The organism is Blautia sp. DFI.3.45 (assembly GCF_020593505.1).
Classification (GTDB): Bacteria; Bacillota; Clostridia; order Lachnospirales; family Lachnospiraceae; genus Blautia_A; species Blautia_A wexlerae.
In genome coordinates, this window is the sequence record NZ_JAJDMI010000027.1 from 1 (window position 1) to 25,197 (window position 25,197).

General features: G+C 37.9%; 18 protein-coding genes, 2 tRNA genes and 1 riboswitch. Of the genes, 3 read left to right on the forward strand and 17 right to left on the reverse strand.

The window, feature by feature from the left end:
• Nucleotides 1-347 precede the first annotated feature (347 nt).
• Entirely contained in the window at nucleotides 348-1,274 is a 927-nt protein-coding gene (gene epsC / locus LJE09_RS10660; protein WP_055200027.1) for a serine O-acetyltransferase EpsC, read from the reverse strand.
• A gap of 202 nt (nucleotides 1,275-1,476) precedes the next feature.
• On the opposite strand from epsC, the gene LJE09_RS10665 reads away from it, so the two are divergent.
• A tRNA-Ser gene (locus LJE09_RS10665) sits at nucleotides 1,477-1,564 on the forward strand.
• A gap of 110 nt (nucleotides 1,565-1,674) precedes the next feature.
• Nucleotides 1,675-1,745, forward strand: a tRNA-Trp gene (locus LJE09_RS10670).
• A 190-nt stretch (nucleotides 1,746-1,935) separates the two neighbouring features.
• Here the strand turns inward: LJE09_RS10670 and ppk1 are convergent.
• The 12 genes from ppk1 to LJE09_RS10730 all read right to left on the reverse strand — a co-directional run bounded on the left by ppk1 (nucleotide 1,936) and on the right by LJE09_RS10730 (nucleotide 19,136).
• Nucleotides 1,936-4,044 (reverse strand): polyphosphate kinase 1, encoded by a 2,109-nt coding sequence (gene ppk1, locus LJE09_RS10675; RefSeq protein ID WP_020993411.1) that lies wholly within the window; start codon nucleotides 4,042-4,044, stop codon nucleotides 1,936-1,938.
• A 355-nt stretch (nucleotides 4,045-4,399) separates the two neighbouring features.
• Nucleotides 4,400-5,326, reverse strand: a complete 927-nt coding sequence (locus LJE09_RS10680; protein ID WP_055060716.1) for a cation diffusion facilitator family transporter — start codon at nucleotides 5,324-5,326, stop codon at nucleotides 4,400-4,402.
• A gap of 305 nt (nucleotides 5,327-5,631) precedes the next feature.
• Nucleotides 5,632-5,738, reverse strand: a riboswitch (NiCo riboswitch).
• Between the two features lie 296 nt (nucleotides 5,739-6,034).
• Nucleotides 6,035-7,186, reverse strand: a complete 1,152-nt coding sequence (locus LJE09_RS10685; RefSeq protein ID WP_173701207.1) for a phosphotransferase enzyme family protein — start codon at nucleotides 7,184-7,186, stop codon at nucleotides 6,035-6,037.
• 2 nt (nucleotides 7,187-7,188) lie between these two features.
• Nucleotides 7,189-8,112, reverse strand: coding sequence for a sugar phosphate nucleotidyltransferase (locus tag LJE09_RS10690; RefSeq protein WP_055060717.1), 924 nt, complete (start codon nucleotides 8,110-8,112; stop codon nucleotides 7,189-7,191).
• Between the two features lie 39 nt (nucleotides 8,113-8,151).
• Nucleotides 8,152-10,476 carry a glycoside hydrolase family 95 protein gene (locus LJE09_RS10695; RefSeq protein WP_070100694.1) on the reverse strand — a complete coding sequence of 775 codons (2,325 nt, stop codon included), beginning with the start codon at nucleotides 10,474-10,476 and terminating at the stop codon, nucleotides 8,152-8,154.
• A 27-nt stretch (nucleotides 10,477-10,503) separates the two neighbouring features.
• Nucleotides 10,504-11,706 (reverse strand): Gfo/Idh/MocA family protein, encoded by a 1,203-nt coding sequence (locus tag LJE09_RS10700; protein ID WP_026649903.1) that lies wholly within the window; start codon nucleotides 11,704-11,706, stop codon nucleotides 10,504-10,506.
• 36 nt (nucleotides 11,707-11,742) lie between these two features.
• Nucleotides 11,743-12,573, reverse strand: a complete 831-nt coding sequence (locus LJE09_RS10705; protein ID WP_026649902.1) for a carbohydrate ABC transporter permease — start codon at nucleotides 12,571-12,573, stop codon at nucleotides 11,743-11,745.
• Between the two features lie 11 nt (nucleotides 12,574-12,584).
• Complete coding sequence (locus LJE09_RS10710; RefSeq protein WP_227311309.1) at nucleotides 12,585-13,478, reverse strand: carbohydrate ABC transporter permease; 894 nt, start codon at nucleotides 13,476-13,478, stop codon at nucleotides 12,585-12,587.
• 77 nt (nucleotides 13,479-13,555) lie between these two features.
• On the reverse strand, nucleotides 13,556-14,836 hold the full coding sequence (locus LJE09_RS10715; RefSeq protein WP_227311311.1) for an ABC transporter substrate-binding protein: 1,281 nt from the start codon (nucleotides 14,834-14,836) through the stop codon (nucleotides 13,556-13,558).
• 188 nt (nucleotides 14,837-15,024) lie between these two features.
• Complete coding sequence (locus LJE09_RS10720; RefSeq protein WP_227311313.1) at nucleotides 15,025-16,239, reverse strand: extracellular solute-binding protein; 1,215 nt, start codon at nucleotides 16,237-16,239, stop codon at nucleotides 15,025-15,027.
• Nucleotides 16,240-16,245: 6 nt separating this feature from the next.
• Nucleotides 16,246-17,331: a response regulator gene (locus LJE09_RS10725; protein ID WP_227311315.1), complete on the reverse strand. Its 1,086-nt coding sequence runs from the start codon at nucleotides 17,329-17,331 to the stop codon at nucleotides 16,246-16,248.
• Nucleotides 17,332-17,402: 71 nt separating this feature from the next.
• Nucleotides 17,403-19,136 (reverse strand): sensor histidine kinase, encoded by a 1,734-nt coding sequence (locus tag LJE09_RS10730; protein WP_026649897.1) that lies wholly within the window; start codon nucleotides 19,134-19,136, stop codon nucleotides 17,403-17,405.
• Nucleotides 19,137-19,391: 255 nt separating this feature from the next.
• On the opposite strand from LJE09_RS10730, the gene LJE09_RS10735 reads away from it, so the two are divergent.
• A complete protein-coding gene (locus tag LJE09_RS10735) occupies nucleotides 19,392-21,119 on the forward strand; it encodes an IS1634 family transposase (protein WP_055060600.1) in 1,728 nt (575 codons plus the stop codon).
• Between the two features lie 145 nt (nucleotides 21,120-21,264).
• Here LJE09_RS10735 and LJE09_RS10740 read toward each other — a convergent pair whose 3' ends face one another.
• The 4 genes from LJE09_RS10740 to LJE09_RS10755 form a co-directional block, all read right to left on the reverse strand.
• Nucleotides 21,265-22,674, reverse strand: coding sequence for an MATE family efflux transporter (locus tag LJE09_RS10740; protein ID WP_022380860.1), 1,410 nt, complete (start codon nucleotides 22,672-22,674; stop codon nucleotides 21,265-21,267).
• Entirely contained in the window at nucleotides 22,640-22,834 is a 195-nt protein-coding gene (locus LJE09_RS10745) for a hypothetical protein (protein WP_128867637.1), read from the reverse strand. Before LJE09_RS10745 ends, LJE09_RS10740 begins: the two co-directional genes overlap by 35 nt.
• Before the next feature lie 330 nt (nucleotides 22,835-23,164).
• Entirely contained in the window at nucleotides 23,165-24,025 is an 861-nt protein-coding gene (locus LJE09_RS10750) for a carbohydrate ABC transporter permease (RefSeq protein ID WP_022380861.1), read from the reverse strand.
• On the reverse strand, nucleotides 24,025-25,077 hold the full coding sequence (locus tag LJE09_RS10755) for a carbohydrate ABC transporter permease (RefSeq protein WP_022380862.1): 1,053 nt from the start codon (nucleotides 25,075-25,077) through the stop codon (nucleotides 24,025-24,027). Before LJE09_RS10755 ends, LJE09_RS10750 begins: the two co-directional genes overlap by 1 nt.
• Between the last annotated feature and the right edge of the window lie 120 nt (nucleotides 25,078-25,197).

Below are 25,197 nucleotides of genomic sequence, written 5' to 3' on the forward strand. Positions count from 1 at the left end.
GAACCCACGTATCCAGCTTGGAAGGCTGGTGTTCTACCATTGAACTACACCCGCACAGCTTGTTGTCTGTGTATCTCTGTCGCATCAACGAATATTAGTATATATGATGAAACTGTATTTGTCAACACTAAATTTAAATTTTTTCTATTTTTTTAACAACATATACAAATTATCATCTGACAAACAATTCTGTCAGGCAGATAAAATCATCCGTTTCGCTGCTCAGCTCTATACCGAATAACTGCTACGCAGTTTATCAGAAGGAGCTTTCACTCCTCCTGATATAAGCAAATTTCCACCTGCTGCTTATTTGTAAAATAATTCCTGTTTACAGTGTTAACCAGAGATCAGTTCTCCCAATCCCATACATTCGTAGCTTCCACTTCACTTTTTGGTTTCTTGATCACAAGTTCAGGACTCTTCGCACTGACCTTGGTGTTTGCCGGAATAGATGCTGTAATAAAGGTATTACCTCCGATGATCGTATTCTCTCCGATCACAGTCTCACCGCCCAGCACAGAAGAGTTAGAATAAATCGTCACATTATCTCTGATTGTCGGATGTCTCTTCACATTGGCAAGCAGCTGTCCCTGACGGGTGGAAAGCGCACCAAGAGTCACACCCTGATATAATTTCACATTCCTTCCAATCTCTGTAGTCTCACCAATTACAACACCGGTTCCATGATCAATGAAGAAATATTCTCCAATCGTTGCGCCCGGGTTAATATCAATTCCTGTATAACCATGTGCATACTCAGACATTATTCTCGGAATAAACGGTACATTCTCAAGATAAAGGACATGTGCAAGTCTATATACATAAATTGCATAAAATCCAGGATAAGAGAAAATAATTTCCTCTTTACTCTTAGCAGCCGGGTCACCGTCAAAACCTGCCTGCAGGTCAGTCAGCAACATACGCTGGATTTCAGGAACATTGGCAAAAAATCTCTCTGTGATCCGCTCTGCATGTTCTTTGGCCTTCTGTTCTTCTTCACCCTGATATAAAAATGCAATCTCAATCTGCTCCTGTAAGCAGTCATACAGATCATTCAGGCGGTATGCCACATAATGCTCCGGGAACACACTGGCACTGGAATCCACACTGAAATATCCGGGAAAAATAATGGATCTCATATCTTTAATAAAGTTAATGATCTCTTTCTTATTCGGAAGACGTTCTCTGTCCTTTCCCAGAAAGAGTTCTTCTTTACGGTAAGTATCTGTCAGCTTCTCCACAGCCTCCAGAATTATTTTCTTTTTTTCTGTCATGATCGTCACCTATCTGCTTTCCTCGCAGCTGCTTATTGTCCCCGGACAATAGCAATCCAGAGTGTACACAACCGCATTTTATTACTATCTTATTACAGCAAAACCATTTCGTCAATAAAAAAAGAATTGACCTTTCCGTAGATTCCTTATATAATAAAAAACAGTTCCGGTTACACTTTAGAACTGTTTTTAATCTTAATATGGAGATGTACCCAAGTGGCTGAAGGGTCCGCACTCGAAATGCGGTAGGCCGGGCAACCGGTGCGAGGGTTCAAATCCCTCCATCTCCGCTCTTTCTTTGTAAAATTCTTTATAATAAAAATGCACAATAAGCTTGACAATCGTTGCTTTTATATGTATAATTGCAACAGTAAAAGAAATTTTACAAGTTGGTTTTGATAGGGGATTGGTCAAATGGTATGATAGGGGTCTCCAAAACCTTTGGTGGGAGTTCGATTCTCTCATCCCCTGCTCTTAAAAACGCTCGAGAACCTTGTATTTACTGGGTTTCGGGCGTTTTCGTTTTATCTCGGATGATCAAAAGTAATCATAGAAGTAATCAAAAAGATACTATATGAATCTATTATACTGATCCACATAGTATCTTTTTCAGGCAATCTACAATATTGTCAACAAATATTTCTTCTTAATCTTCTACTTTTCAATCTTCTCTTTTTTTCTGGGTTTTCTCTGCATTGCTGTATGCCATAGCATAAAAGATTTCCTGGGAATTGAGCTTGACATCATTCAGGCTTCTGTCTGCATAATTTCCGGTTTCTGTCAGTCTCTTTCCTTTTTCATCATCATTCATCATGGTCTCGAACATCCAGTCCAGACGTTCTTTTAATTTCTCATTAAGAACCGGAGCAGCCACCTCCACACGACGAACTGTATTTCTTGTCATAAAGTCAGCAGATGCAATATATATTTTTTCTCTTTCTTTTGTACCGAAACGGTAGATTCTGGAATGCTCCAGATAACGGCCTACAATACTTACAACCTTGATATTCTCTGTATATCCCTTAATCTCCGGAATCAGACAGCAGATACCTCTGACGACCATCTCTATCTTTACTCCTGCCTGAGATGCTTCCACCAGTTTATTGATGATCACCTTATCTGTCAGGGAATTGATCTTGATTCCAATATAGCCTTCCTTTCCCTGTTTCACCTGGTCGATTTCTTCCTGTATCATATCCAGAACTCTGTTCTGCAGACATTTCGGTGCAACCAGAAGAAGATTGGATTTCTCAACAACTTCCCCTTTCAGAAGTGCCGCAAACACTTCTGCTGCTTCTTTTCCGATTTCCTGGTTTGCTGTGATCAGCGACAGGTCTGTATAAAGTGCAGATGTTTTTTCATTATAATTACCTGTACCGATCTGTGTAATATAGGACACACCCTTATCTGTTTTTCTGGAGATCAGGCACAGCTTGGAATGTACTTTATATCCATTCAGTCCATAGATTACTCTGCAGCCAGCTTCTTCCAGTTTTCTGGAATATTCAATATTGCTTTCCTCATCAAATCTGGCTCTCAGCTCTACAAGTACAACAACTTCTTTTCCGTTTTCTGCTGCTTCCACCAGAGCATCTACAATCTGGCTCTTGTCCGCCAGACGATATAATGTCATCTTGATGGATACAACAGAATCATCCTTTGCAGCCTCATTCAGAAGATTAATAAAAGATCTGATATTTTCAAATGGATAGGATAACAGTACATCTTTCTTCATGATCTGTGGAATCAGGGCACTCTTGTCATCTAGCTCCGGTGTCATTCTGGGAGTTCTTCTCTGATAGAAAAGTTTGTCCTGGGCAGTATTCCTCAGATATCCCTGAAGTCCGAATACAAAGGACATATCAAGCGGAACCCTGGTCAAAAATACGTGTTCTTTATCCACATGAAGCTCCTTACAGAGTGAACTTATCATCTTTTTATTTAATTCTCTGGATAATTCCATTCTTACAGGATTCATTCGTCTTCTCTGCTTGATCAGATTCTCCATTGCATCCCTGTAATCCAGATCCTCATCATAAATGGTTTCTGTATCAATATCTGCATTTCTGGTAATACGGAGCAGCGCTTTCTCCCTGATCTCATAACTCTTAAACATTTTCGGCAGAAAATGAAGAATCAGTTCCTCTGAAAGCATGAAAGTCCCTTTTCTTGTAGGAATATCGATCAAACGTCTGAATACAGTATTACTGCAAGGGATAATAGCTGTTTTTGTTTTTCCACCCTTGCTCATCAGTGATGCCACTGCATAAATATTTTTATTTTTCAGGAATGGAAATGGCTGCTGTTTGCTCACAATATTTGCAGACAGATACGGTGCGATCTCCTGATCAAAATATGTTTCCAGAAGCTTGCCTTCCTCTGCCGATAATCTGTTAAAATTGATCAGACGCACTCCGTAAGGCTCCAGTTCTCCCATCAGCTGTTCATAGATAGCTGCCTTTTTCTGATCCAGATCTCTGGTGGCCTGAATGATTGCAGTTACCTGTTCTTCACTGGTCATGTTTGTTTTATTCTCACGTATTACTTCAGATGCTTCCATCTGATCCATCAGAGTTCCGACTCTGACTCTATAAAATTCATCCAGATTTGACTGATAAATAGCGGCAAATGTCAGTCTCTCTGCAAGCGGAACTCTTGGATTTCCCGCCTCATTTAAAACTCTCTCATTAAACTTCAGCCAGGACAGTTCTCTGTTCATCATATATACAGGTACCGTAATTTCTTTTGTCTTTTTCTGTTGTTTTTTCATTCGGATAATTCCTCACTCTTTTTATTCGTGATATCAGTGGCAAAATTTATCAAACCTTTTGACTCTGACATCCCATAACGTTTAGAATTATAAACTTTGAATATCAATTCCATGGAATGTCCATGTTATATTTACGTAAAATTTCCAGTCAAACAAATAAATTTATCTGTTTCTCAATAAAAAAGTGATTTCTGCTATTCTATAGCAGTCCTTTCGCTACCTGTATTTTCTGTACGCTTCCCAGACTTACTGCCATACAAAGAACAGATAATACGAGTTTTGCTTATAGCATAGATGATTATCCAATAAAAAACAAGACTGCCCAGATTATACTTCGGACAGTCTCGCTTTTTATTTACTCATTCACCGGATTCACATGAACCATACAGTGTTTTACATTTTTAAAATTCTTCTCTATACTATGATGAACATTTTCCGCAATGTCATGTGCCTCATTCAGTGGAATCTCACCATCTGCTGAGATTTCAATATCCACATACATCTTAGAACCAAATAATCGTGTCTGGAGAAGGTCGATTCCCTTCACTCCTTTCACTCCCATGATCACTTCTCTCATGCTCTCTTCTGTTGCCTCATCGCAGGAATGGTCAACCATCTTATCAATTGCATCTCTGAAAATATCCACAGATGCTTTCACGATCAGTACACAGATTGCAACACTGGCAATCGGATCCAGGATCGGGAAGCCAAGTCTTGCACCCAAGATACCGATAAATGCACCAACAGAAGACATTGCATCTGAACGATGGTGCCATGCATCCGCCATCAGTGCACCGGAATTTATTTTCTTCGCAGCACTTCTGGTATACCAGAACATCCACTCCTTCACTACAATAGAAACAACTGCCGCAATCAGTGCCAATGTTCCGGGAATTGCAATGCTTGCTCCTGAAGTACTCTTAATAATGTTCTCAATTCCACTCATGCCGATTCCGATACCGGTTGCCAGAAGTAACCCGGACAAAATAATGGAAGATACACATTCCATCCGCTCATGTCCATACTGATGCTCCTTATCGGATTTTTTGCTGGATAAATTCACACCGACTATTACTACGAAAGTACTTCCCACATCAGATGCTGAATGAATCGCATCTGAGATCATGGCACCTGAATGTGCCAGAATTCCGGCAAGTAATTTAAATAAGGAAAGTAACAGGTTTACTGCAATACTCACACCTGATACCTTCATTGCCACCTTATGTTCCCATGCAGGCTCTTCCTTCTTAGCTGTCATGTTACTGTTTGTCTTGTCTGACATTGCTGTCATGTTTAATTTTTTTGTCTGTTCCATAACCAGGACCTCCTAAATTTTCTTTTCAAATATATAAGCTTTTGCACTTTCCTATATTTGAGTTTACAGGTTCTTCCTATGTCACATACATTGCGCCACAGTCAGAAAACATATTTCCTTTCTGTGACTTATCAAAGTGCGGTCTTACAGGGGTCTTTTTGTATTTCGGAACTGCACCTGTCTCAGAAAATCCTCCTAAAAAAATCCCTCTAAAAGAAAATCTTTCCAAAACATACTTTTCAGAAAACAAAAAGACACACCTGCGGAACATACACTGTCCCACAGATATGTCTGAAAATTTTCATATCTGCTGCCGCTTCGCGCGGCCCGGCCCCACGCCCTCGAGCATCTCGGGCATCGCCTGCTCAGTTTGTACTGTTGATCTCGCATTCTGTTGAATGTAATGCAGTGCAAAGAGAATTAATGTTACATATATCAATTCACAAATAGCATGATGTGAATCAAACAACAAGTCATATTATAATAGTTTTATAAGACTGTTTCTAATTGACTTTCACTGATGATACACTATAGTATATCGGTTAGTCAAGCCAAATGTTATTGAATTTTTTTATCATTAATTCAATATGCAATATCTGCCGTTCACATTCCTCTTAATACAGCGCAAATTGAGTTTCTTCTTCATATTCTCTGGCTCTTTCTACAGCTCTCTTGTCAATATCCGAAGTAATCTGATTTTTCCTGCTTATACATCCGCCTATATTTTTCTGTAATTTTCTGCATTATCTCCCATTTATTTTCCATATCCTCAACAAGCTTAAACTGTGTACGACATCGATCCAGATTATGGTTTTCCCTGTGAATCTTAAAATAATGATCTCCTTCAAGATAATCAGTAAGAAAGCGCATACCACATTCAAAAGTCATCACTTTCGCTCCAAACGGGAGCAACTCCATTTCTTTTGAAGTGAGTTTTCCGTTACATCCTTTCAGAAATCCTCTTAAATAGATTTCATATAAATTCATATCACAGGATACTTTGGTCAAATCAATCTCATCTTCTGCTGCTGTACTGGCTCCAAAACGAATAGAATCTCCAAAATCGTTCATAGCCAGTCCTGGCATAATCGTATCAAGATCAATTACACAAATTCCTTTTCCTGTCTTATCGTCAATCATAACATTATTTAACTTTGTATCATTGTGTGTTACACGAAGCGGAATTTCACCTTTTCGAATCAAAGTGTCAAAAACTGTTGTCAACTTTTCATGTTCCAAGACAAACTCAATTTCCTTTTTTACACTTGCTTTTCGTCCACAGATATCTTTTTCTACTGCATTTTGAAATGCAAGAAATCTGGCTTTTGTATCATGAAATCCTCTGATGGTGTCATGCAGAGATTCTGCCGGATAGTCTGATAGTAACCCCTGAAACTTTCCAAACGCTACAGCACTTTCATAAAAGTCTTCAGGTTTTTCCACCTTGTCATAGCTGGTAGCATCTGTAATATAAATGTATGATCGCCAGTATTCGCCCTGGGAATCTATCACGTATTTTTTTCCGTTTTTAGCAGGAATAAGATTTAACGTTTCCCTTTCAGGATCCCCGCCCATTTCCACAATTTTTTTCTTTAAATGTTCTGTAACTCCTATGACATTTTCCATTAGTTCAACAGGTTTTTCAAAAATTTCCCTGTTCATCCTCTGTAAAATCACATTTAATGAACCCATGTATCCGATTTCATATTTCAGTAAAAATGTGTCATTAATATGGCCACTCCCATATGGTTTTATAAAGACCAATTTTCCTTCATATTGAAATTCATTAATAACTTCTTCTAACTCTTCTTTGGAAATTTTATTCATTTTTAATCCTTCCATAAGTGCTGAGGATATATACCTTCATCTTTCAATTTCTCAATTGCATTCATTACCAGTGGTTTATCTTCTCTGTAAGTCACGCCATACCATTTATCTTCTGATTCCAGTACTGTAACTATGGCCTTTTCAGATTCGATCAGTTCACTTACAACTGATGGAAGAAAATATTCACATTTCATAGGATTTTCTTGAAGACCTTTTTCCAGAAAAGCAGGAAATCCTTTTTTTATTTCCTGTAAAATACTTTCTGTAAAGCCCCACATGTTCATAGACACCAGTGTCTCTCCATCCAGTTCTTCCCATGTCTGGCCCTTATCCTCTGTAAAGACAATTCCGGTTTTCCGCTTTTCAATCTGTGTTCTTTCCACAATTTGTACCAGTTTTCCTTCCTGATTAACCGTACAGATTCCTCTGGAAACATCCCCATTATCTGTCACCGTATTTTTCAGACGATATCCCACCATTGTATATGAATATTTTTCTGTATCTTCATGTGTTGTAAGAAAATTATAAATAACAGAAAACGCATGATATCCATAATAATCATCTGCGTTAATTACTGCAAACGGACCATCTATTTTATCAGCCGCGCTAAGCACTGCATGAGCAGTTCCCCACGGTTTTTTTCTCCCATCTGGAACCTGATAATTTTCAGGAATGTTCGAAAGTTCCTGAAATGCATAGGCAACATCCATAAATTTGCTTATTCTGTTTCCGATCACTTCTTTAAATTCTTCTTCATTGTCTTTTTTTATAATGAATACAACCTTTTCAAATCCTGCTCTTCTCGCGTCATAGATAGAAAAATCTATAATGATGTGCCCTTCCCTATCTATAGGATCAATCTGTTTTAACCCCCCATATCGACTTCCCATTCCTGCTGCCATAATCACTAAAACTGGTCTCTTCATAAAGCTGTCATTCCTTTCTCTTCCCACTGATGTCCTGCATTATTTTCTGCCTGTTTTCTGTAAACATACCTTGTTCTGTCCTTCTTTAAAAAAGAATCTGCTGATCTGGCCGTTATATCTGACGATTACATTTCCTTCTTTTAATGCACTGATTTTAATATAGTACACTTTTCCATTTTTCCAGCTAAAATCAACCGTGTATCCTCCTCTTGCCTTAATCCCTTTAATCTGTCCTCTTTTCCATTGTTCCGGTATTGCAGGTAATAATTCGATGTCATTGTTCTGACTCTGTAAAAGCATTTCAGATATAGCTGCTGCAAACCCAAAATTCCCGTCAATCTGAAACGGAGGATGTGCACAGAACAAATTAGGATAAATTCCTCCGCCGGACATATCCACTTCTGTTGTATGAGTAAGATTGACCTGATTTTTTAAAAGTTCAAATGCTTTCTCTCCATTTTTAAGTCTGGCCCAAAGACTTGCTTTCCAAACCATACACCATCCGGTTCCCTGACTTCCTCTGCGGTTTAAGGATATTTCACACGCTTTTTTCAACTCCTGGTCTGTCTCCTTTATAACATTTCCAGGATATAAACCGTACAAATGAGATACATGTCTATGATGAATATCTGTTTCCCTGTAATCTCTGTACCATTCCTGAAGCTGTCCATCATGACCGATTTTAAAAGGCGGCAGCTTCTTCAATGCAAACTCAGTTTCTTTCTCCAACACATCAACTTTAAGAATTTTACATATCTGAAGGTACGTCGCAAACAATTCCTTTAATATGGAAATATCCATAGTAGAAGCAAAAGTTACGCTGTGTTTTTCTCCTTTCCTATCTAAAAAGCAATTCTCAGGAGAAGTGGACGGACAAGTGACAAGATAACCATCATATTCCGTTAAATATCCAAGATAAAAACGAACGGCTTCCCGTATTACCGGGTATGCCCTGTCTTTCAGAAAATCCCCATCTAACGTATAGCAATAATGTTCCCACATATGCCTGCAAAGCCACGCTGAACTCATTGGCCACAAAGCATACTGGCACGGACTGCCATCCTGTGCATATTTCCCAACCGGATCAGAATTCCCCCATATATCTATATTGTGATGACTAACCCAGCCCTCAAGACCATATAGTTTTTGCGCTGTAATTTTTCCCTTTTTAACGGTTCTGTCAATCAGTTCAAAAAGCGCAGTATGGCAGTCACCAAGATTACAACTTTCAGCCATCCAGTAATTCATTTCTGTATTGATATTGACTGTGTAATTTGAGCTCCAGGGCGCTCTCATCTGATTATTCCAGATTCCCTGTAAGTTTGCAGCCTGTGTCCCCGGTTTCGAAGAACAGATCATGAGATATCGGGCATAATGAAATAATAAAGTGGCAAACTCCGAAGTATTTTCACCCTTTTCAAAGGCTTTCATTTGTTGAATTGTGTCTGTCTTCTCAAAATAATCATCAGATTCCCCCATGTGAAGATCTAATCTGTCAAAAAACGAATGGTATGTCTCCAGGTGGTTCTGTTTTAATTGCTTATACCCCTTATACTCAGCACACTTCAATATATCGCTCATAAATTCTATAATATTATCGCAACCATCAAAATCTGTCTTTCCGGTCAGAATAATATAAAAATCATCACCGGTTCTAATGGTCAGACCATTTTCATTTTTTTCTATAGTACCTGATTTCAGAACTGGTTTCAGCATAATTCCAAATTTAATCCCTGAGTTTTCTTTATACCGGATTGGTTCTTCGCATTGATAATAATTGGGAGCTGCATAAACCGGAGCATTTGCCTCGAATACCAGCATATTTTCACTTTTTCTCCAGACGCAGGGCATCTGGCTTCTTAATGAAACATGTACTTTTACTTCTGAATCACTGTCTGTTGATATTTTCATCACCAGAACATTATCAGACATACTAACAAATGTTTCTTTCTGATAAGTTACCCCGCCCTCAATCCAGTGTACTGTATGTAAAGCATCATTTAGTGACAGTTCCCGTTTATACTCCATTATCTCATTGTTTCCATTTTCTGTCAGCATCTGTACATCAACAGTTCCCACAGGAAGATATGCTGCTGTCCAGTCTCTTAGAATATGGGATTTTGCATATTCTTCCGCCTCATTGTATCTGCTTTCAAATACCAGTTTTCTGATATGATTCCAGTCAGGAAGATCAGGATACGGTTCTGACTGCTTCTGACTGCCAGACCACAAAGTATCCAGATTTAACTCTATTGTCTCCTGTCTGGTGCCTCCCGAAACCATGGCTCCAATCTCACCATTTCCCAGAGGAAGCGATTCAATCCATTCTTTTGCCGGTTCCCTGTAGTTTAATTTCCACTGCATATATTCTGTCTCTTCCTTTATTTTATACTATTTTCGATTCATCCATTTCCCACTGGTAAAATCAGGTATAGCAATTGGCTGTCCTCCCATAGAAATAGATTCTTCTGCAAGTACAGATATACTCATCCATGTTGCCATATCATAAACATCTATTACAGCTTCTGAATTTTCCTGAACACATTTGATAAAATCTGAAAATACAAGAAAATCCATTCCATCATGTCCTTTTTTTACTCCGGCATCCAGATATTTTTTCCATACAGGATGTTCATATTTATCTCTGTATTCCTCGACATTTCCCCAATGTTTTTTCCACTCAAAATGATCTTCTGCTGATTTCTCTCCATCAAGGAAAATAGAACGGTTATCTTCCGTATACATTCCTTTTGTTCCCTGAACTGTAAATCCTCTGGAATAATATCTTGGCAATGTGGTATCCAGAGTCAATAAAATTGTTTCCCCATTACTGCATTTAATAATTGTATTAACAATATCTCCCTGATTAAATGTTGTATTTGATAATACCTCATCATCTGCCTTCTTCTCTTTGATATATTCCTTTAAACCGGCTGCCTTTGAGGAAACAGAAGTTAAAGAAAGGAGTCTGTTGCCTCTGTTAATATGAAGTATTTTTGCAATAGGGCCTAATTCATGTGTCGGATAATTTTCTGTATTGCGATGAATGTAATTGGAAAGGCGATAATGTCTGTTTTCCTTTCCAAATGCAACTTCTTCTCTCAGGTCATGACGATAACCCCCCTCACAATGAACAATTTCGCCAAGCACTCCCTGTTCTGCCATGTTTAATACCATCATTTCGTCTCTGCCATACAGACAGTTTTCCAGAAACATAACAGGCACTTTTGTTTCTTCATATGTTTCAATTAATTTCCAGCATTCACGCAATGAATATGCTCCACCTACTTCACATCCCACATATTTTCCTGCTTTCATTGCTTCAATACACATCTCTACATGCATATCCCAGGATGCACAGATGATAACTGCATCTACATCCGGCATCTGCAGTACTTCTTTATAATCTGTCACCATTTTAGGAGTGTTTCTTCCACTCTTTTCAATCACTTTCGCAGCTTCCTGACATCGGTCTTCATATTTATCGCATACTACAACAAACTCTGCATCCGGATGCTCTAAATATGCAGTTTCCAGAAGTCCTTTTCCTCTGGCTCCAAGACCAATCATTCCTATTCTGACTTTATTTCCCATAATATTTTTCCTCCAAATATCAAATGTTTTTATATCTTATCCTTTTATTCCCTGTAAAGCGATTCCTTCAATAAACTGCTTCTGGAAAAGAGCAAATAATATAAGTAATGGAAGGACTGCAAGAACCGCACCTGCCATCATAACCGGATAATCTGTTGCATACTGTCCCTGAAGATAGGATAATCCGGCTGAAAGGGTCATTTTTTCCGGTGATGTGTTAACAATCATCGGCCACATCAAATCATTCCAGGCACTTCTTAAAGTAAGAATAGCAAGAGCTACCAAACCTGGCTTTACAAGAGGAAACATAATTCTTGAAAAAATCATAAAATGATTGCAACCGTCAATTCTCGCCGCATCTTCCAGTTCGTTCGGAAGTGCCATAAAAAACTGTCTCATCAGAAATGTTCCAAAAGCACTGAACAATCCTGGTATAAATAACGCCGGTATTGTGTTTAACAATCCCATTTTCTGTATCATCAGATACTGTGGCAGGATAAAAAAAGATGATGGAACCATCAGTACAGCAAGCAATGTTCCAAAAATAATATTTCTTCCTGGAAATTTGATTCTTCCAAATGCATATGCTGCCATAGAGCAGAGGATTAACTGTACTACTACGATGACAGTGGCCGTAACAGCTGTATTTAAATACATTTTTGCAAATGGAATCTTTGTAAACACTGCCGCATAATTTGAGAATAACGGTTTTTCCGGAAATATCTTTAACGGAATACAAATTGACTCTGCCTGTGTCTTTAATGATGTAAGGATCATCCATACAAATGGCAGTAGCGTTACTATCATACAAAGAATCAGAATTATAAATACAATTACATGACCCCAGTTTACTTTTTTCGACTTCATAAGAGTTCCTCCTATTCGTAATTAACCCATTTTTTCTGAAGTTTCATCTGTAATGCAGTAATGAGCATAATGATCAAAAACAGAAATACTGCAAGTGCTGATGCATATCCCTTCTTTGAGAACTCAAATGCATTCTTATAAAAATAAACTACCATACTTTGTGACGATTCCATTGCAAGACCTGTTTTCTGTATCATCATATAAATGGTATCAAATGTCTGGAAAGTTGAGATCAATGTGGTTACTAACACAAAAAACAATGTAGGTGTTATTAATGGTAATGTAATACTAAAGAACTGTCTGATTCCACTGGCACCATCCATTGATGCAGCTTCATAATAACTTCTGGATATTCCCTGAATTCCAGCCAGCAGAATAATCATATTATAACCAACACTGCTCCATACACTTACAATGCAGATTGCAATCCAGGCTAATTGGGGATTACTTAAGAACTGAACCGAACCCATTCCAAATATATTTAAAATGTAATTGATAATACCATAATCACTATTAAACATCCATCTCCAAATCATAGCAACTGCAGCACTCATTATAATCGCAGGTATGAAATACACTACTCTGAAAAAAGATTTGCCTTTAATCTTCATATTTAAAAATACGGCCAGAAGTAAAGACAAAATAATTACTGATGGCACAATCACAAGAACATATCTCATGGTATTAAATAGTGCATGCCACATTGTTGAATCGTGAAACATTTGTATGTAATTTTCCAATCCGACCCATTTAGTTTTATTAAAAGCACCAACCTCATGAAAACTGTCATAAAACACTTTAAAAATAGGGTAAAAATAGAACACTCCAAGGCCTAAAACCAATGGTAAAATCATGGTATAGCCGGATATATAGTCCATTTTTTTCCGTTTACTGATTGCCTTCATATACCACTTCCCCTTTCGCATTTTATTAAGAAAGGCACTTGCTGACAACGCAAATGCCTTTCCATTTTATCCAATCCTTATTCACTGGCTAAAACTTCGTTCATCTTTTCTGCAAGAGTATCACAGGCATCTTTTACATCTACCTGAAAATTATATGCTTTCTTAAGTTCTTCTGCCTGATATTGTTCCCACTCTGCTGTATTTTTGGATACAGGATATGGATAGGAATATTCCTTTGACGCTGTAACAAATGTAGAAAGATTATAGGCTTTATTCTTATCTACCCAAATATCAGCAGTTCCTTCATAGGCTGGAATTGCAGCTCCCATTTCAGCAGAAAGTTTATTTGCCTCTTCACCTGATAAAAACTCAACCCATTTCCATGCTGCTTCCGGATTTTTCGTATCTTTATAAATACAATTTCCAAGACCATGAATTACTGTGGCCTGTTTTCCATTAATAGATGGAACAGGGGCAACATCAATATCGTCTTTAATATCTGAATCAAGAACCTGACTCAGAAACCATGATCCGCACCAGTACATTCCAAGTCTTCCGGATAAGAACTGTACATTTCCCTTGATCTCTTCCAAAGATGCCTCTGATGGGCTTACTCCATCTTTCATCATATCTACCCAACACTGTACACCTGCCTGAGTTGCTTCTGTATCATAACCGGACGTTTTCTTATCCTCAGATACAATAGTTCCTCCATTGGCAAAAATGGTGTTATAAATAGCTATCTGTGTTTCATATTCGGCAGAAATTCCGTATACACTTCCATCACTCCTGGTTAACTGTTTTGCAATGTCTGCCATATCATCCCATGTCCAGTCATCTGTTGGATATGGAACTCCTGCTTCATCAAAAATCTTCTTATTGTACCATACACCGATTGTGTCAAAATCTTTCGGAATTGCATACTGTTTTCCATCAACATTATAAAGTTCAACCAATGCCTCCGGATACTTTCCTGTATCAATATTATCTTCTTTAATACGGTCACTGATATCCATCAGAACATCTCCGTCCGCATATTTCATGATATTTGGACCGTTCATCCAAAATACATCTGCAATACTTCCGCCAGTTGCTCCTGCCTCAAGTTTTGTCCAGTATTCATCCCATGAACTCGGTTCCAACGTAACTTTCACATCCGGATACTGCTCATTAAACTTCTCTATGCATTTTTCAAAGTATGGTTGCTGGGTTGTATCCCAGAATGCATATCTTATCTCTCCCGAAATTTCTTCTTTTCCGTCTGTTTTTTCTTTCTCTTTAGATGATCCACATCCGGCCATGCTCCCAAGTGCTATCACACAGCTCAGCCCCAATGCTCCCGCTTTTTTCAACTTCATTTTGTCACCCTCCTTTATTTGGTAGATTTATCATAATCGAATTTCAGACAAATCTCCATTCACTTCATTGCCATTAATCTGTACATTATTTCCTTTTTTCTTATAAAAAAAGGCGAAAGATGCATCTATCTCAAGAATCCATCTTCCACCACTTTTTTCTTGCACAATATTTACTTTTTTCTTTTGATTTATTTACTTTTTAATGAGTCCACAATCTCATCTTCTGAAATATCTCCTGACAGATATCTGAAAATATTGGCTTCAAAATCTTCTTTTTGTTCAAAATCCCAGTCATTTCCAGGAAGTTCCCTGATAATATCCGCTTTCTTCAATTTAGCATATGCTTCATATATAACATCGTTTTGTCCCGAAAGATCAGCTATATTTACGTTCGGATTCGAAGGTATCTGACCAGTTTTTTTCCATATTTTCGTCTGCACCTTTTCACTGAGCATATATTTCAGAAAACGTATACAAGCTTCTTTTTGTTTTGTATCACTGGAACTTCCAATAAAATATCCGGGATACGCAGATACCATCGCCACATCTTTATTATTTTTGTCCGGAAACATTGCATATTCCATTTTTAATTTAGGATTTATCTTCTGTTCACTGTCTATACCACCGGCATAAATTGCCGAATGCCCTACATTAAAACTTCTTAATCTATCCCTGTATGTATAATTTTTTTCCACATCAGCATAATCTTTAATTTCATTTAATAATTTCAACGCCTCCGAGATACTTTTCTCATCAGAATCAGTATCTCCAATATATGACTGCATCATACATTCAATTGTGTTATAATCCAGATGCATGGAAACCGTATCCAGTTTCTCCTGCTCTGCCCATTGTTTTATCTTCTTACAACATTCCAGAAATTCTTTCCAGTTTTCCGGCGTTTTCTGTATCTTTGCATTTTCAAATATCTGTTTATTATACCAGTAACCACCTGTATTCAGAACATCTGTAACCGTATAGAGTTTTCCATCTGCAGTTTTCCATTTCATCAAAGTTTCCGGAGCAATCATACTCTGAAATTCTTTATCCTTTTCTATATAAGGCATAATATCAATCACATATCCCTGAGTAACCATAAAAGAATATAATGTATCGATTCCTGTTTCGCCGATATAAATGAGATTTGGCAATTTTCCTACAGAAATCATTTCTTTTACTTTTGATGTTACATTTTCCGGCGAAGGCATGGATATCATTTTCAGAGAAATATCCGGATTATCTTTTTCGAATTCACTATATATTTCCCTCATGGCCTGATTATCTTCTTCCATTGTTCCCCAGCCATGTAAAAGAACAATACTGATTTCATCTGACTGTGACAATGTTCCACATCCTGATAAACACATCAGCAACATCAGAAGAAGTATCAGACATTTTTTCATAACGATTTACCTCCGGTAAAGTTTCTCATACTCCTTCGGGGAATATCCTGTATATTTTTTAAAAACACGTGAAAAATATGCCGTATCTTCCCATCCTATACTGTCTGCTATTTCATAAACTCTCATCTTTCCGTCTTCAATATATTTCCTGGCAATTTCAATTTTTTTCTGATTAATCGTTTCGAACAGTTTCTCGCCTGTCCGTTCCTTATATATTCTGCTGATGTAACATCTGTTTGCATGTACCGCATCCGCAATAAGATCCAGGCTTATTTTCTTCGTATAATTTTTCTCTATAAATTTGTTAATGGAATCAATCAGTTCATCCGCAGTCTGAATTTTTTTATTTTTCTTTCTGACAAATGATAGCATCATACTTTCCAGACAATCTTCAATCTCAATAATCCGTTTTGTTTCAAGAATCAAATTGATAGCATCTTCCTGTTCCATATCGAATCCGGTTACTTCATCATCTCCATATTCAATATACAATCTGTGACACTCGGAAATAAACAGAATAGCGGCACTTCGTATATAAGAGTCTGAGTAATCTCTGATAGCCGAACGTAATTTCTGCATTTCTTCCATGCATACATTCTCATCCCCACTCCGCATACAACTTATAATATTACAGACAATTTTATTCAATTCATTATCATTCAGTTTGTTTTTCTGTCCTGCGTATACTTCTGTTCTGTTCTTCTCTGAACGATTATCTTTCTTCAATTCTTCAGAAATTTCTTCCAATGCTTTGGGAAGATCTTCAAACAAATTACTCTTTATCACATATCTTTTCACCTGAAATACAATCGCCTGTTGAGCATATTTAAAATCTTCATATGCCGTAAGCAGCACAACTACTATATCCGGATAATTCTCATGTATCCACTGCGCAGCCTCCATCCCTGTCATAAGTGGCATTTGTATATCCAGTATTACGATATCCGGTTTGTATTTTTCTACAGCATTTACTACTTCTTTCCCATTTTTTAATGTTTCTGCAAGATGACATCCCAGTTCACCCCACGGAATCATTTCTTTTAATGCTTCTCTTATAAATGGTTCATCATCTGCTGCTATAACCTTCCACATATTAATTCCCTTCCCGCTAAATTCCTATTCAAGCATATATCCGCAATTGAAACAGGGGATACCTGATTCGGTTAAACTGTTCTATCCTTTCTCATAGGAAGACAGACCGTAACTATTGTTCCTTTTCCAATCTCGCTCTGGAATAATACGCCATATTTATCACCATAAAGATTACGTATCAGTCTCTGAATGTTCATGACACCTACTCGAGGATTCTTATTATCTTTCCTGTCATCCATTTCATTCACATTAAATCCTACGCCATCGTCTTCTACAACAATATTTATAGAATCTTCAGAAGCTTCTCTGATTGCTACCCTGATTCTGCCTTCTGTTCCCTTTGGCTCCAGTCCATGGATGACCGCATTCTCTACTATCGGTTCTATACAAAGTCTGGGGACATAACATTCCTTTATCTCATCAGACTCCCATTCAATATTATAGGTAATGATATCCTTAAATCTTTCACTCTGAAGGTATAAGTAAAATCCGGCTATTTCCATTTCTTCTTTTAACTTTATCTCAACCTCATTTCTTCTGAACAATTTTCCTCTCATTAATCCTGCAAAAGATGTTACCGTCTGATATAATTCTTCATCGCGGTGTTTTTTTACCTTAATAGCAATCATTGTCAGTACATTAAACATAAAATGTGGATTTATCTGAGCTTGCAGATACTGAAGCCGCGCTTCTTTCACAAGTAATTGTGTTTCATATACTTCTTTGATCAGAGTTTCAATTCTCACTGTCATTTCATTAAAAGAGTTGCTGATCTGCTGAAACTCTAAAATATTGTAATTCTCCAGCTTTGTTTCAAAGTCTCCCGTTCCAACCTGTTCAATTTTTTTTACAATTCTCTGTAACGGATAAGTAACCCTCCTTGAATAATACAATGCTGAAACTACTACTGCAATAAACATAGATACAGCAATTGTCCAGGCCAGCTGAAATCCCGGTCTAATATCCAGATATAATTTACTTTTTGGTATTATTATGTAAGTAGATAAACCAAAACTGTCCTGATTTTTTTTATACAGATATTTTTTATGATCTTTTTTTATTTCTCCGTCCAGATTAATCAGCTCATCTTTTAAAATTCCATTTAATCCTGTTCCCCCTATTTCAGTCCCATCATTCGTCTGTATTGACCAGTAATATGTCTGATATTTTTCCAGTTTGGAAAAAATCTTGTTGATATTTTCCATATCAAATATTGCAACACAATATCCCATACGTTCCATGTCATCATCATAAACAGAAAAATAACACTCTATTTCCTGACCGTTTTTTCTGTAATAGAACATTTTGTCCTGGTCTCTGTATCTTTTAATTCCATCAATTATACGTGTATTCTTTATATTATCTGCCGATTGTGTCTCCGGATAAAAATGAATCCCTTTATACTCCATATTTTTAGAAAATACATAATAGTCACTTACAATCGGAAATGTATCCGACACCATATTCTGATTGGAAAAAAGGTTGATTCCCTGTTTCATTACTTTCTCAATTCCCTCTGTCGAACCGGTACGGAAAAAATAATTCATATTTTCATTTTCACTCAGATATATCACTGATCTTTCCCAGAACAGCAGATGATTTGTAAACTGCTTTTCCACACTTTCCATATAGAAATCCATATCTTCGCGCAATGCAATTGAAGACCACTGGAATATGATAACGGATAATCCTCCACCAACCAGAAGCATTGTCATAATACTGGTCCACACAAGCATATTCACCATTTCAGACCGAATTGTCTTTTTGTTCTGTCTTTTTATTCTGTCTTTATTCTTTACTTTCATATATTAAAATTTCCTGTTATCTGGAGTATTTTTACTATAATTTTATCATAAGTGTCAGATTATATCCAGCACTATATGCAGAAGATATCCATCTTTCAACTGTCTTAATGTTACTGTTCACTCGGGAGTTTGACACATTGAAATGCAAAAAAGTACCTCAAATCCTTGAAATAGGCTTTTTTTTGTCAAAATTCTATTTTTATTATATAGTAATATTTAGTGATATATTGTATAATAGTGACAGAGGTGATTATTATGCGTATAACAACATCAAAATCAAAAAATTCCGAGTCCTTTTACATCACTCAGTCCTATACAAATGCCAATGGGAAAAGCACTTCCAAAACCATCCGAAAATTAGGTACGTTAGCTGAATTATCAGCGCAGCTCCACACGGATCGTGATGGAGTTGTTGAATGGGCTAATGAACAAGCGCGTCTTGAGACTCTGAAATATAAAAGTGAAAAAGAAGATGCTACTGTTATGATTCCGTTTCATTCCAACAGACTTATGGACTATCATAAACAGAAGCTATTTTCTGGTGGATATCTTTTCCTTCAATCGATTTACTATGGGCTTAAGCTTGATTCTGTCTGCAGAAAAATCAAAAGCCGACATAAATTCGAATATGATCTTAATGCGATTTTATCTGATTTAATTTATACAAGGGTTCTGGAACCTTCCAGCAAAAGTTCTTCCTTCCGAGCAGCAAAACAGTTCCTTGAGCCTCCAACTTATGAACTTCATGATGTGTACCGAGCTCTTTCTGTTCTTGCTTCTGAAATGGATTTTATTCAATCAGAAGTTTATAAAAATAGCTTTTTTCTCGGTGACAGAATGGATCGGATTCTTTATTATGATTGCACAAACTACTACTTTGAAATCGAACAGGAAGATGGTGATAAAAAATACGGAAAAAGCAAAGAACACCGTCCGAATCCCATTATTCAAATGGGACTTTTTACAGATGGTGACGGAATACCTTTAGCTTTCTCACTCTTTCCTGGAAACCAAAATGAGCAGAAATCTTTAAAACCTTTAGAAACAAAGATTCTCCAGCAATTCGGCTGTGATCAGTTTATCTATTGCAGTGACGCCGGACTTGCTTCTGAGGATAACCGTGTTCTTAATCACATGGGACAGAGGGCATTTATTGTCACTCAGTCCATCAAAAAACTGCCTGCCGAAGATCGGGCATGGGCTTTAAAGAAAACTGGCTTCAAACGTCTCGCAGATGATAAACCTGTGGACCTTACAAAACTGACAGGTGATGACAAGAACCAGATTTATTATAAAGACGAACCATTTACAACCAAAAAACTGGATCAAAGATTGATCATAACCTACTCACCTAAATATGCTGCTTACCAGAAAGCCATCCGTGCAGAGCAGATCAGTCGGGCAGAAAAAATGGTTGCAAATGGCTCTCTAAAAAAACAGCGTAAAAATCCAAACGATCCTGCAAGATTTGTAAATAAGATAGCTGTAACCAACGAAGGAGAAAAAGCTAAGATCCACTATTATCTCGATACAGATAAGATTGCTGAAGAAGAAATGTATGACGGGCTTTATGCGGTATGTACAGATCTGCTTGATGATGACGTTGCAGATATCTTAAAAGTCAGTGAAGGAAGATGGCAGATTGAAGACTGTTTCAGAACTATGAAAACAGACTTTGAAGCCAGACCCGTTTACTTAAACCGCGAAGACCGGATTAAAGCCCATTTCCTTACCTGCTTTCTTGCTCTGTTATATTTTCGATTATTAAATCGCTCTCTGAAAGGAACTTATACTACAGAACAATTACTTCGTACTTTAAAGGATATAAAATTTGCGGATATAGAAGAACAGGGCTTCATGCCAGTATATGAACGTCAGGAGATCACTGACGATCTCCATGAAACCTGCGGATTCAGAACGGACTATCAATTCATAACAAAACGGAAAATGAAAGGAATTCAGAAAAAAAGTAAGCGGAGATAAAACATTACTATATTTCATGTATACAGACAAAAGTGCCACACCCCTTGTATTTACAGGGATTGTGGCGCTTTTTTAACTAATCAACTGTCAAAGATGAGACTATAGTATATCGGTTAGTCAAGCCAAATGTTATTGAAAATTTTTATCATGATGAAACAATATTCTGCAGCCACACACCCTTCTTAACCAGCACAAATCCAATCACACACTTAATCAAATCTGCCAGCTGCACACATGCATAAATCACAAGCACATGAATCCCTGTATAACGACTCAGTACAAACGCGATCGGCACACTGACACACCAGATAAACACACTGTCAAACAGGAACGTAATAATCGTCTTTCCACCGGAACGCAGAGTAAAATAGGTTGCATGCAAAAACGCATTCTGCGGCATAAAGAATGCAGTAATCATAATCAGATACTTCGCCAGCTCCCTTGCCTCATCATTGGTATTATAAAGCATCGGAAACAGCGGCGCCATAACAAACATCACCATTGCCACACAGGTACAGCACATCACTGAGAACGCGATCATCTTGTTATCTGTATCTCTCGCTTTCTTCATATCTCCCGCACCCAGAAGCTGTCCCACAATAATCGCAACAGAATCTCCCAGCGCAATAAATACAATATTAAACACATTGTTGATCGTATTGGAAATATTCAGCGAAGCAACCACATTCAGCCCTCGAATCGAATAACACTGAGTCAGCATCGCCATGGCAGAAGCCCATAAAGTCTCATTAAACAACAGCGGTGTACCCTTGACCAAAATCTTCTTTGTCAGATTCGCAGGAACCTTAAGCGTGCTGTACAGCCCCTTTGCAAATGCATTCTTCTCCGTATGCCTGTGTGTCCAGCCTATTACAATTGCCGCCTCCACATAACGTGACAGCACAGTTGCGATTGCCGCACCTCTCACACCCAGTCTAGGGAAGAAAAATACACCATAGATCAACAGATAATTAAACAACAGATTCACACAGATTGCCACAACCCCGGCTTTCATTGGCAGAACAGTCTCTCCGCACTCTCTCAGAGTACTGGAATAAATCTGCACCATCATAAACGGCGGCAATCCCAACAGCATAATATCCAGATACTGTTTTCCATACTTAAGCGTATCTGCGATCTGCTGCGCAGTACCCTCTCCCTGAAGATACATACTGATCAGATTCTCTCCAACAGTAAAAAACAGCAAAATCGTTCCAATCGTCAGAATCACAGCCATCCAGAACTTATACCTGAATGTCTGCCTCACACCCTCGTGATCCTTCTGTCCAAAATACTGCGCCGTGAAAATACCCGCTCCGGACACCCCTCCGAAAATACACAGATTATAGACAAAAATCAACTGATTCACAATGGAAGCCCCCGACATCTGCTCCGTACCGATCCGCCCGATCATAATATTATCCAGCAGACTCACGAAATTCGTAATTCCATTCTGAATCATGATCGGAACAGCCACAGCCAGAACCATCATATAAAACTTCCTGTCACCGATAAACTTCTTACGAAACGATGACCTTTCTTTCGTCCTCTCCATAAAACTTTTCCTCATCCTTCTTCACAAAAACAGACTGTCCCGAGACAGCCCTCGCCTTAAGCGTTGTATCACCTACATTACTATAAAAGCCCCAACATTTCAAGCCCATATCTGTAAAATTTATACTACCATTTTCTATTCCGTTTTTTCTCCACTCCATATCCGATAACACACTTCCATACTATCATTCACAGTCCCAGCCAGTTCACAGCGAAGAAAAATAAATGTTTTTAACCACATCTACAGGGGGTGTAGCAACTCTTAGTCTTTGGGAATTTGCGTTATGTCAGAAAAATTCACTGTCTGAGCGAAGCGAGTTTGAATTTTTCTGGCATGGTTTTAGCAAATTTCCAAAGGCTTAGAGTTCCTGCCCCCGCAGCCGTGGTTCAAAACATTTATTTTTCTTCGCGTCCCCTTTGAAGCCATAAAAAAGCTGCCGTCCCCAATAAGTGAGGAAAACGACAGCCTTTTCAAAAAAGTATTTGCAAGCCTATTTAATAGCACCCTCAACCATACCATTCATAATCTGCTTCTGAGCAATCAGGAATACGATGATCATCGGAATCATTGCCAGGAGTGCTGCAGTAAGGATCAGATCCCACTGTTTTACATAAGAACCAACAAACGCCTGTACAGCAACCGGAAGAGTCTTAACCTTACCATTCTGTCCTAACATCAGAGAAGGAAGAAGGTAATCGTTCCAGATCCACATACCATTCAGAATAGTAACGGTAACAATAACCGGTTTCAGAAGCGGGAGGATAATACGGAAGAAAGTTCCCTCAGGAGAACATCCGTCAATCGCTGCTGCTTCTTCCAGTTCATATGGAATACCTTTAATAAAACCAGTTAAGATAAATACTGTCATAGCACCACCGAATCCACAGTATGCAAATACAATACCAGGAATAGACTGAAGCATATTGATTCCAAGGAATTTACCTACATCACGGAATGTAGAAACCAGAGGAAGCATAACTACCTGGAAAGGAATTGTCATGGATGCGATAAATGTCATGTAAATAGCCGTAGACCATTTTGTCTTGTTACGGCAGATAACCCATGCAGCCATACCGCCGAATAAAGCAAGTAATACAAGGGAAACAACTGTAATGATCGCAGATGTTCCGAATGCACTCCAGAAACTGAAGTTAGAGTTGTTGACAACGTTTGAAATATTTGTCTTAAACTGTGCAAAGCTTGCACCTGCAAAGCTTACAGGGTTGGCAACAATACCGTTTGCATTCTTAAATGTATTAATAAGTACCAGATAGAAAGGAGATAATATGTACGCTGCGATAACAATCGCAACAGCTGTAAGCACTACCTTTGGAGTTTTCTTCGTAACCATTACATTTCAACCTCCTTCTTATTGGAAATTCTAACCTGAATAATAGATACAGCAGCCAGGATAATGAAGAACAGAATAGCTTTCGCCTGACCAAGTGCATAATTGTTCTTGGAGATCGCTGTATTATAAATATTCAGAGCCAGCATCTGAGTACCGTTTGTCAGATAGTTTCCGAAGAAACTTGTGACAGAACCTGTACCATTTGTCAGAGCCATGTTAACATCGAACTGTTTGAATGCAGATGTTAAGGTAAGGAATGTACAGATTGTAATTGTAGCTGCGATCATCGGAATCTTGATCTTAAATAATGTTGTAACAGCATTTGCGCCATCGATCTGAGATGCTTCCAGTACATCTTTAGGTACCTGTGTCAGACCTGTTACATAGATCAGCATGATATAACCTGCATACTGCCAGATATAAACAACGATGATAGCCATCATAGCTGTGTTTGTCTTTGACAGAAGTGAAATATTATTTGTCATCTTGATCAGTACGTTATTAAATACGAACTGCCATACATAACCAAGTACGATACCACCGATCAGGTTTGGCAGGAAATAGGAAGCTCTGAAGAATGAGAGTCCCTTAACCTTAGAGGTACAGAGTAAGGCCAGCATAAACGCTACTACGTTTACCAGAACCATGTTCAGAACTACAAACAGAATTGTGATGATCAGTGACCAGAGAAAACTTGGTTCATTGAACATTGCCTTATAGTTTGTAAATCCTACAAATCCTGTCATCTTGATTCCATTCCAGTCTGTAAAGGAATAAAACACACCAAGGCATAATGGAATAATAACTGTTACTACAAATGTAAATAACAATGGAAATACAAATATAAAGTTAACGATGCTTCTGTGATGTTTTAATGTCGGGAATAAATACATTCCCAGTAAAATGCCGATTGCACCAATGATCAGCGCCGGACCTCTCCAGCCAGCTCCGCTTCCGGAAATATCCTGGATCAATGATGCTGCCAGTAAAATAATACCGGCGATCAAGCATACCATGGAAATTGCTTTTTTACTAGCACTGTTTGTATTCATTTTGCCTCATCCTTCCTATTTTTTATTTCAAAGCAAAAATCAATGTGTCTTAGACTTTTTTGCGTACCTGAATAAAGGTCTGCCGGACCTTTACTCAGGTATGCAGCGCAAATAAAAGTG

Excerpts from the sequence above, each read along its gene's own strand:
- ppk1 (WP_020993411.1), bottom strand. The coding sequence starts at position 4,044 with ATGAAAAAACAACAGAAAAAGACAAAAGAAATTACGGTACCTGTATAT.
- LJE09_RS10720 (WP_227311313.1), bottom strand. The coding sequence starts at position 16,239 with ATGAAAAAATGTCTGATACTTCTTCTGATGTTGCTGATGTGTTTATCA.
- LJE09_RS10710 (WP_227311309.1), bottom strand. The coding sequence starts at position 13,478 with ATGAAGGCAATCAGTAAACGGAAAAAAATGGACTATATATCCGGCTAT.
- LJE09_RS10715 (WP_227311311.1), bottom strand. The coding sequence starts at position 14,836 with ATGAAGTTGAAAAAAGCGGGAGCATTGGGGCTGAGCTGTGTGATAGCA.
- LJE09_RS10705 (WP_026649902.1), bottom strand. The coding sequence starts at position 12,573 with ATGAAGTCGAAAAAAGTAAACTGGGGTCATGTAATTGTATTTATAATT.
- LJE09_RS10695 (WP_070100694.1), bottom strand. The coding sequence starts at position 10,476 with ATGCAGTGGAAATTAAACTACAGGGAACCGGCAAAAGAATGGATTGAA.
- LJE09_RS10700 (WP_026649903.1), bottom strand. The coding sequence starts at position 11,706 with ATGGGAAATAAAGTCAGAATAGGAATGATTGGTCTTGGAGCCAGAGGA.
- LJE09_RS10745 (WP_128867637.1), bottom strand. The coding sequence starts at position 22,834 with ATGGAGTGGAGAAAAAACGGAATAGAAAATGGTAGTATAAATTTTACA.
- LJE09_RS10725 (WP_227311315.1), bottom strand. The coding sequence starts at position 17,331 with ATGTGGAAGGTTATAGCAGCAGATGATGAACCATTTATAAGAGAAGCA.
- LJE09_RS10735 (WP_055060600.1), top strand. The coding sequence starts at position 19,392 with ATGCGTATAACAACATCAAAATCAAAAAATTCCGAGTCCTTTTACATC.
- epsC (WP_055200027.1), bottom strand. The coding sequence starts at position 1,274 with ATGACAGAAAAAAAGAAAATAATTCTGGAGGCTGTGGAGAAGCTGACA.
- LJE09_RS10750 (WP_022380861.1), bottom strand. The coding sequence starts at position 24,025 with ATGGTTACGAAGAAAACTCCAAAGGTAGTGCTTACAGCTGTTGCGATT.
- LJE09_RS10690 (WP_055060717.1), bottom strand. The coding sequence starts at position 8,112 with ATGAAGAGACCAGTTTTAGTGATTATGGCAGCAGGAATGGGAAGTCGA.
- LJE09_RS10680 (WP_055060716.1), bottom strand. The coding sequence starts at position 5,326 with ATGTCAGACAAGACAAACAGTAACATGACAGCTAAGAAGGAAGAGCCT.
- LJE09_RS10755 (WP_022380862.1), bottom strand. The coding sequence starts at position 25,077 with ATGAATACAAACAGTGCTAGTAAAAAAGCAATTTCCATGGTATGCTTG.
- LJE09_RS10685 (WP_173701207.1), bottom strand. The coding sequence starts at position 7,186 with ATGAATAAAATTTCCAAAGAAGAGTTAGAAGAAGTTATTAATGAATTT.
- LJE09_RS10740 (WP_022380860.1), bottom strand. The coding sequence starts at position 22,674 with ATGGAGAGGACGAAAGAAAGGTCATCGTTTCGTAAGAAGTTTATCGGT.
- LJE09_RS10730 (WP_026649897.1), bottom strand. The coding sequence starts at position 19,136 with ATGAAAGTAAAGAATAAAGACAGAATAAAAAGACAGAACAAAAAGACA.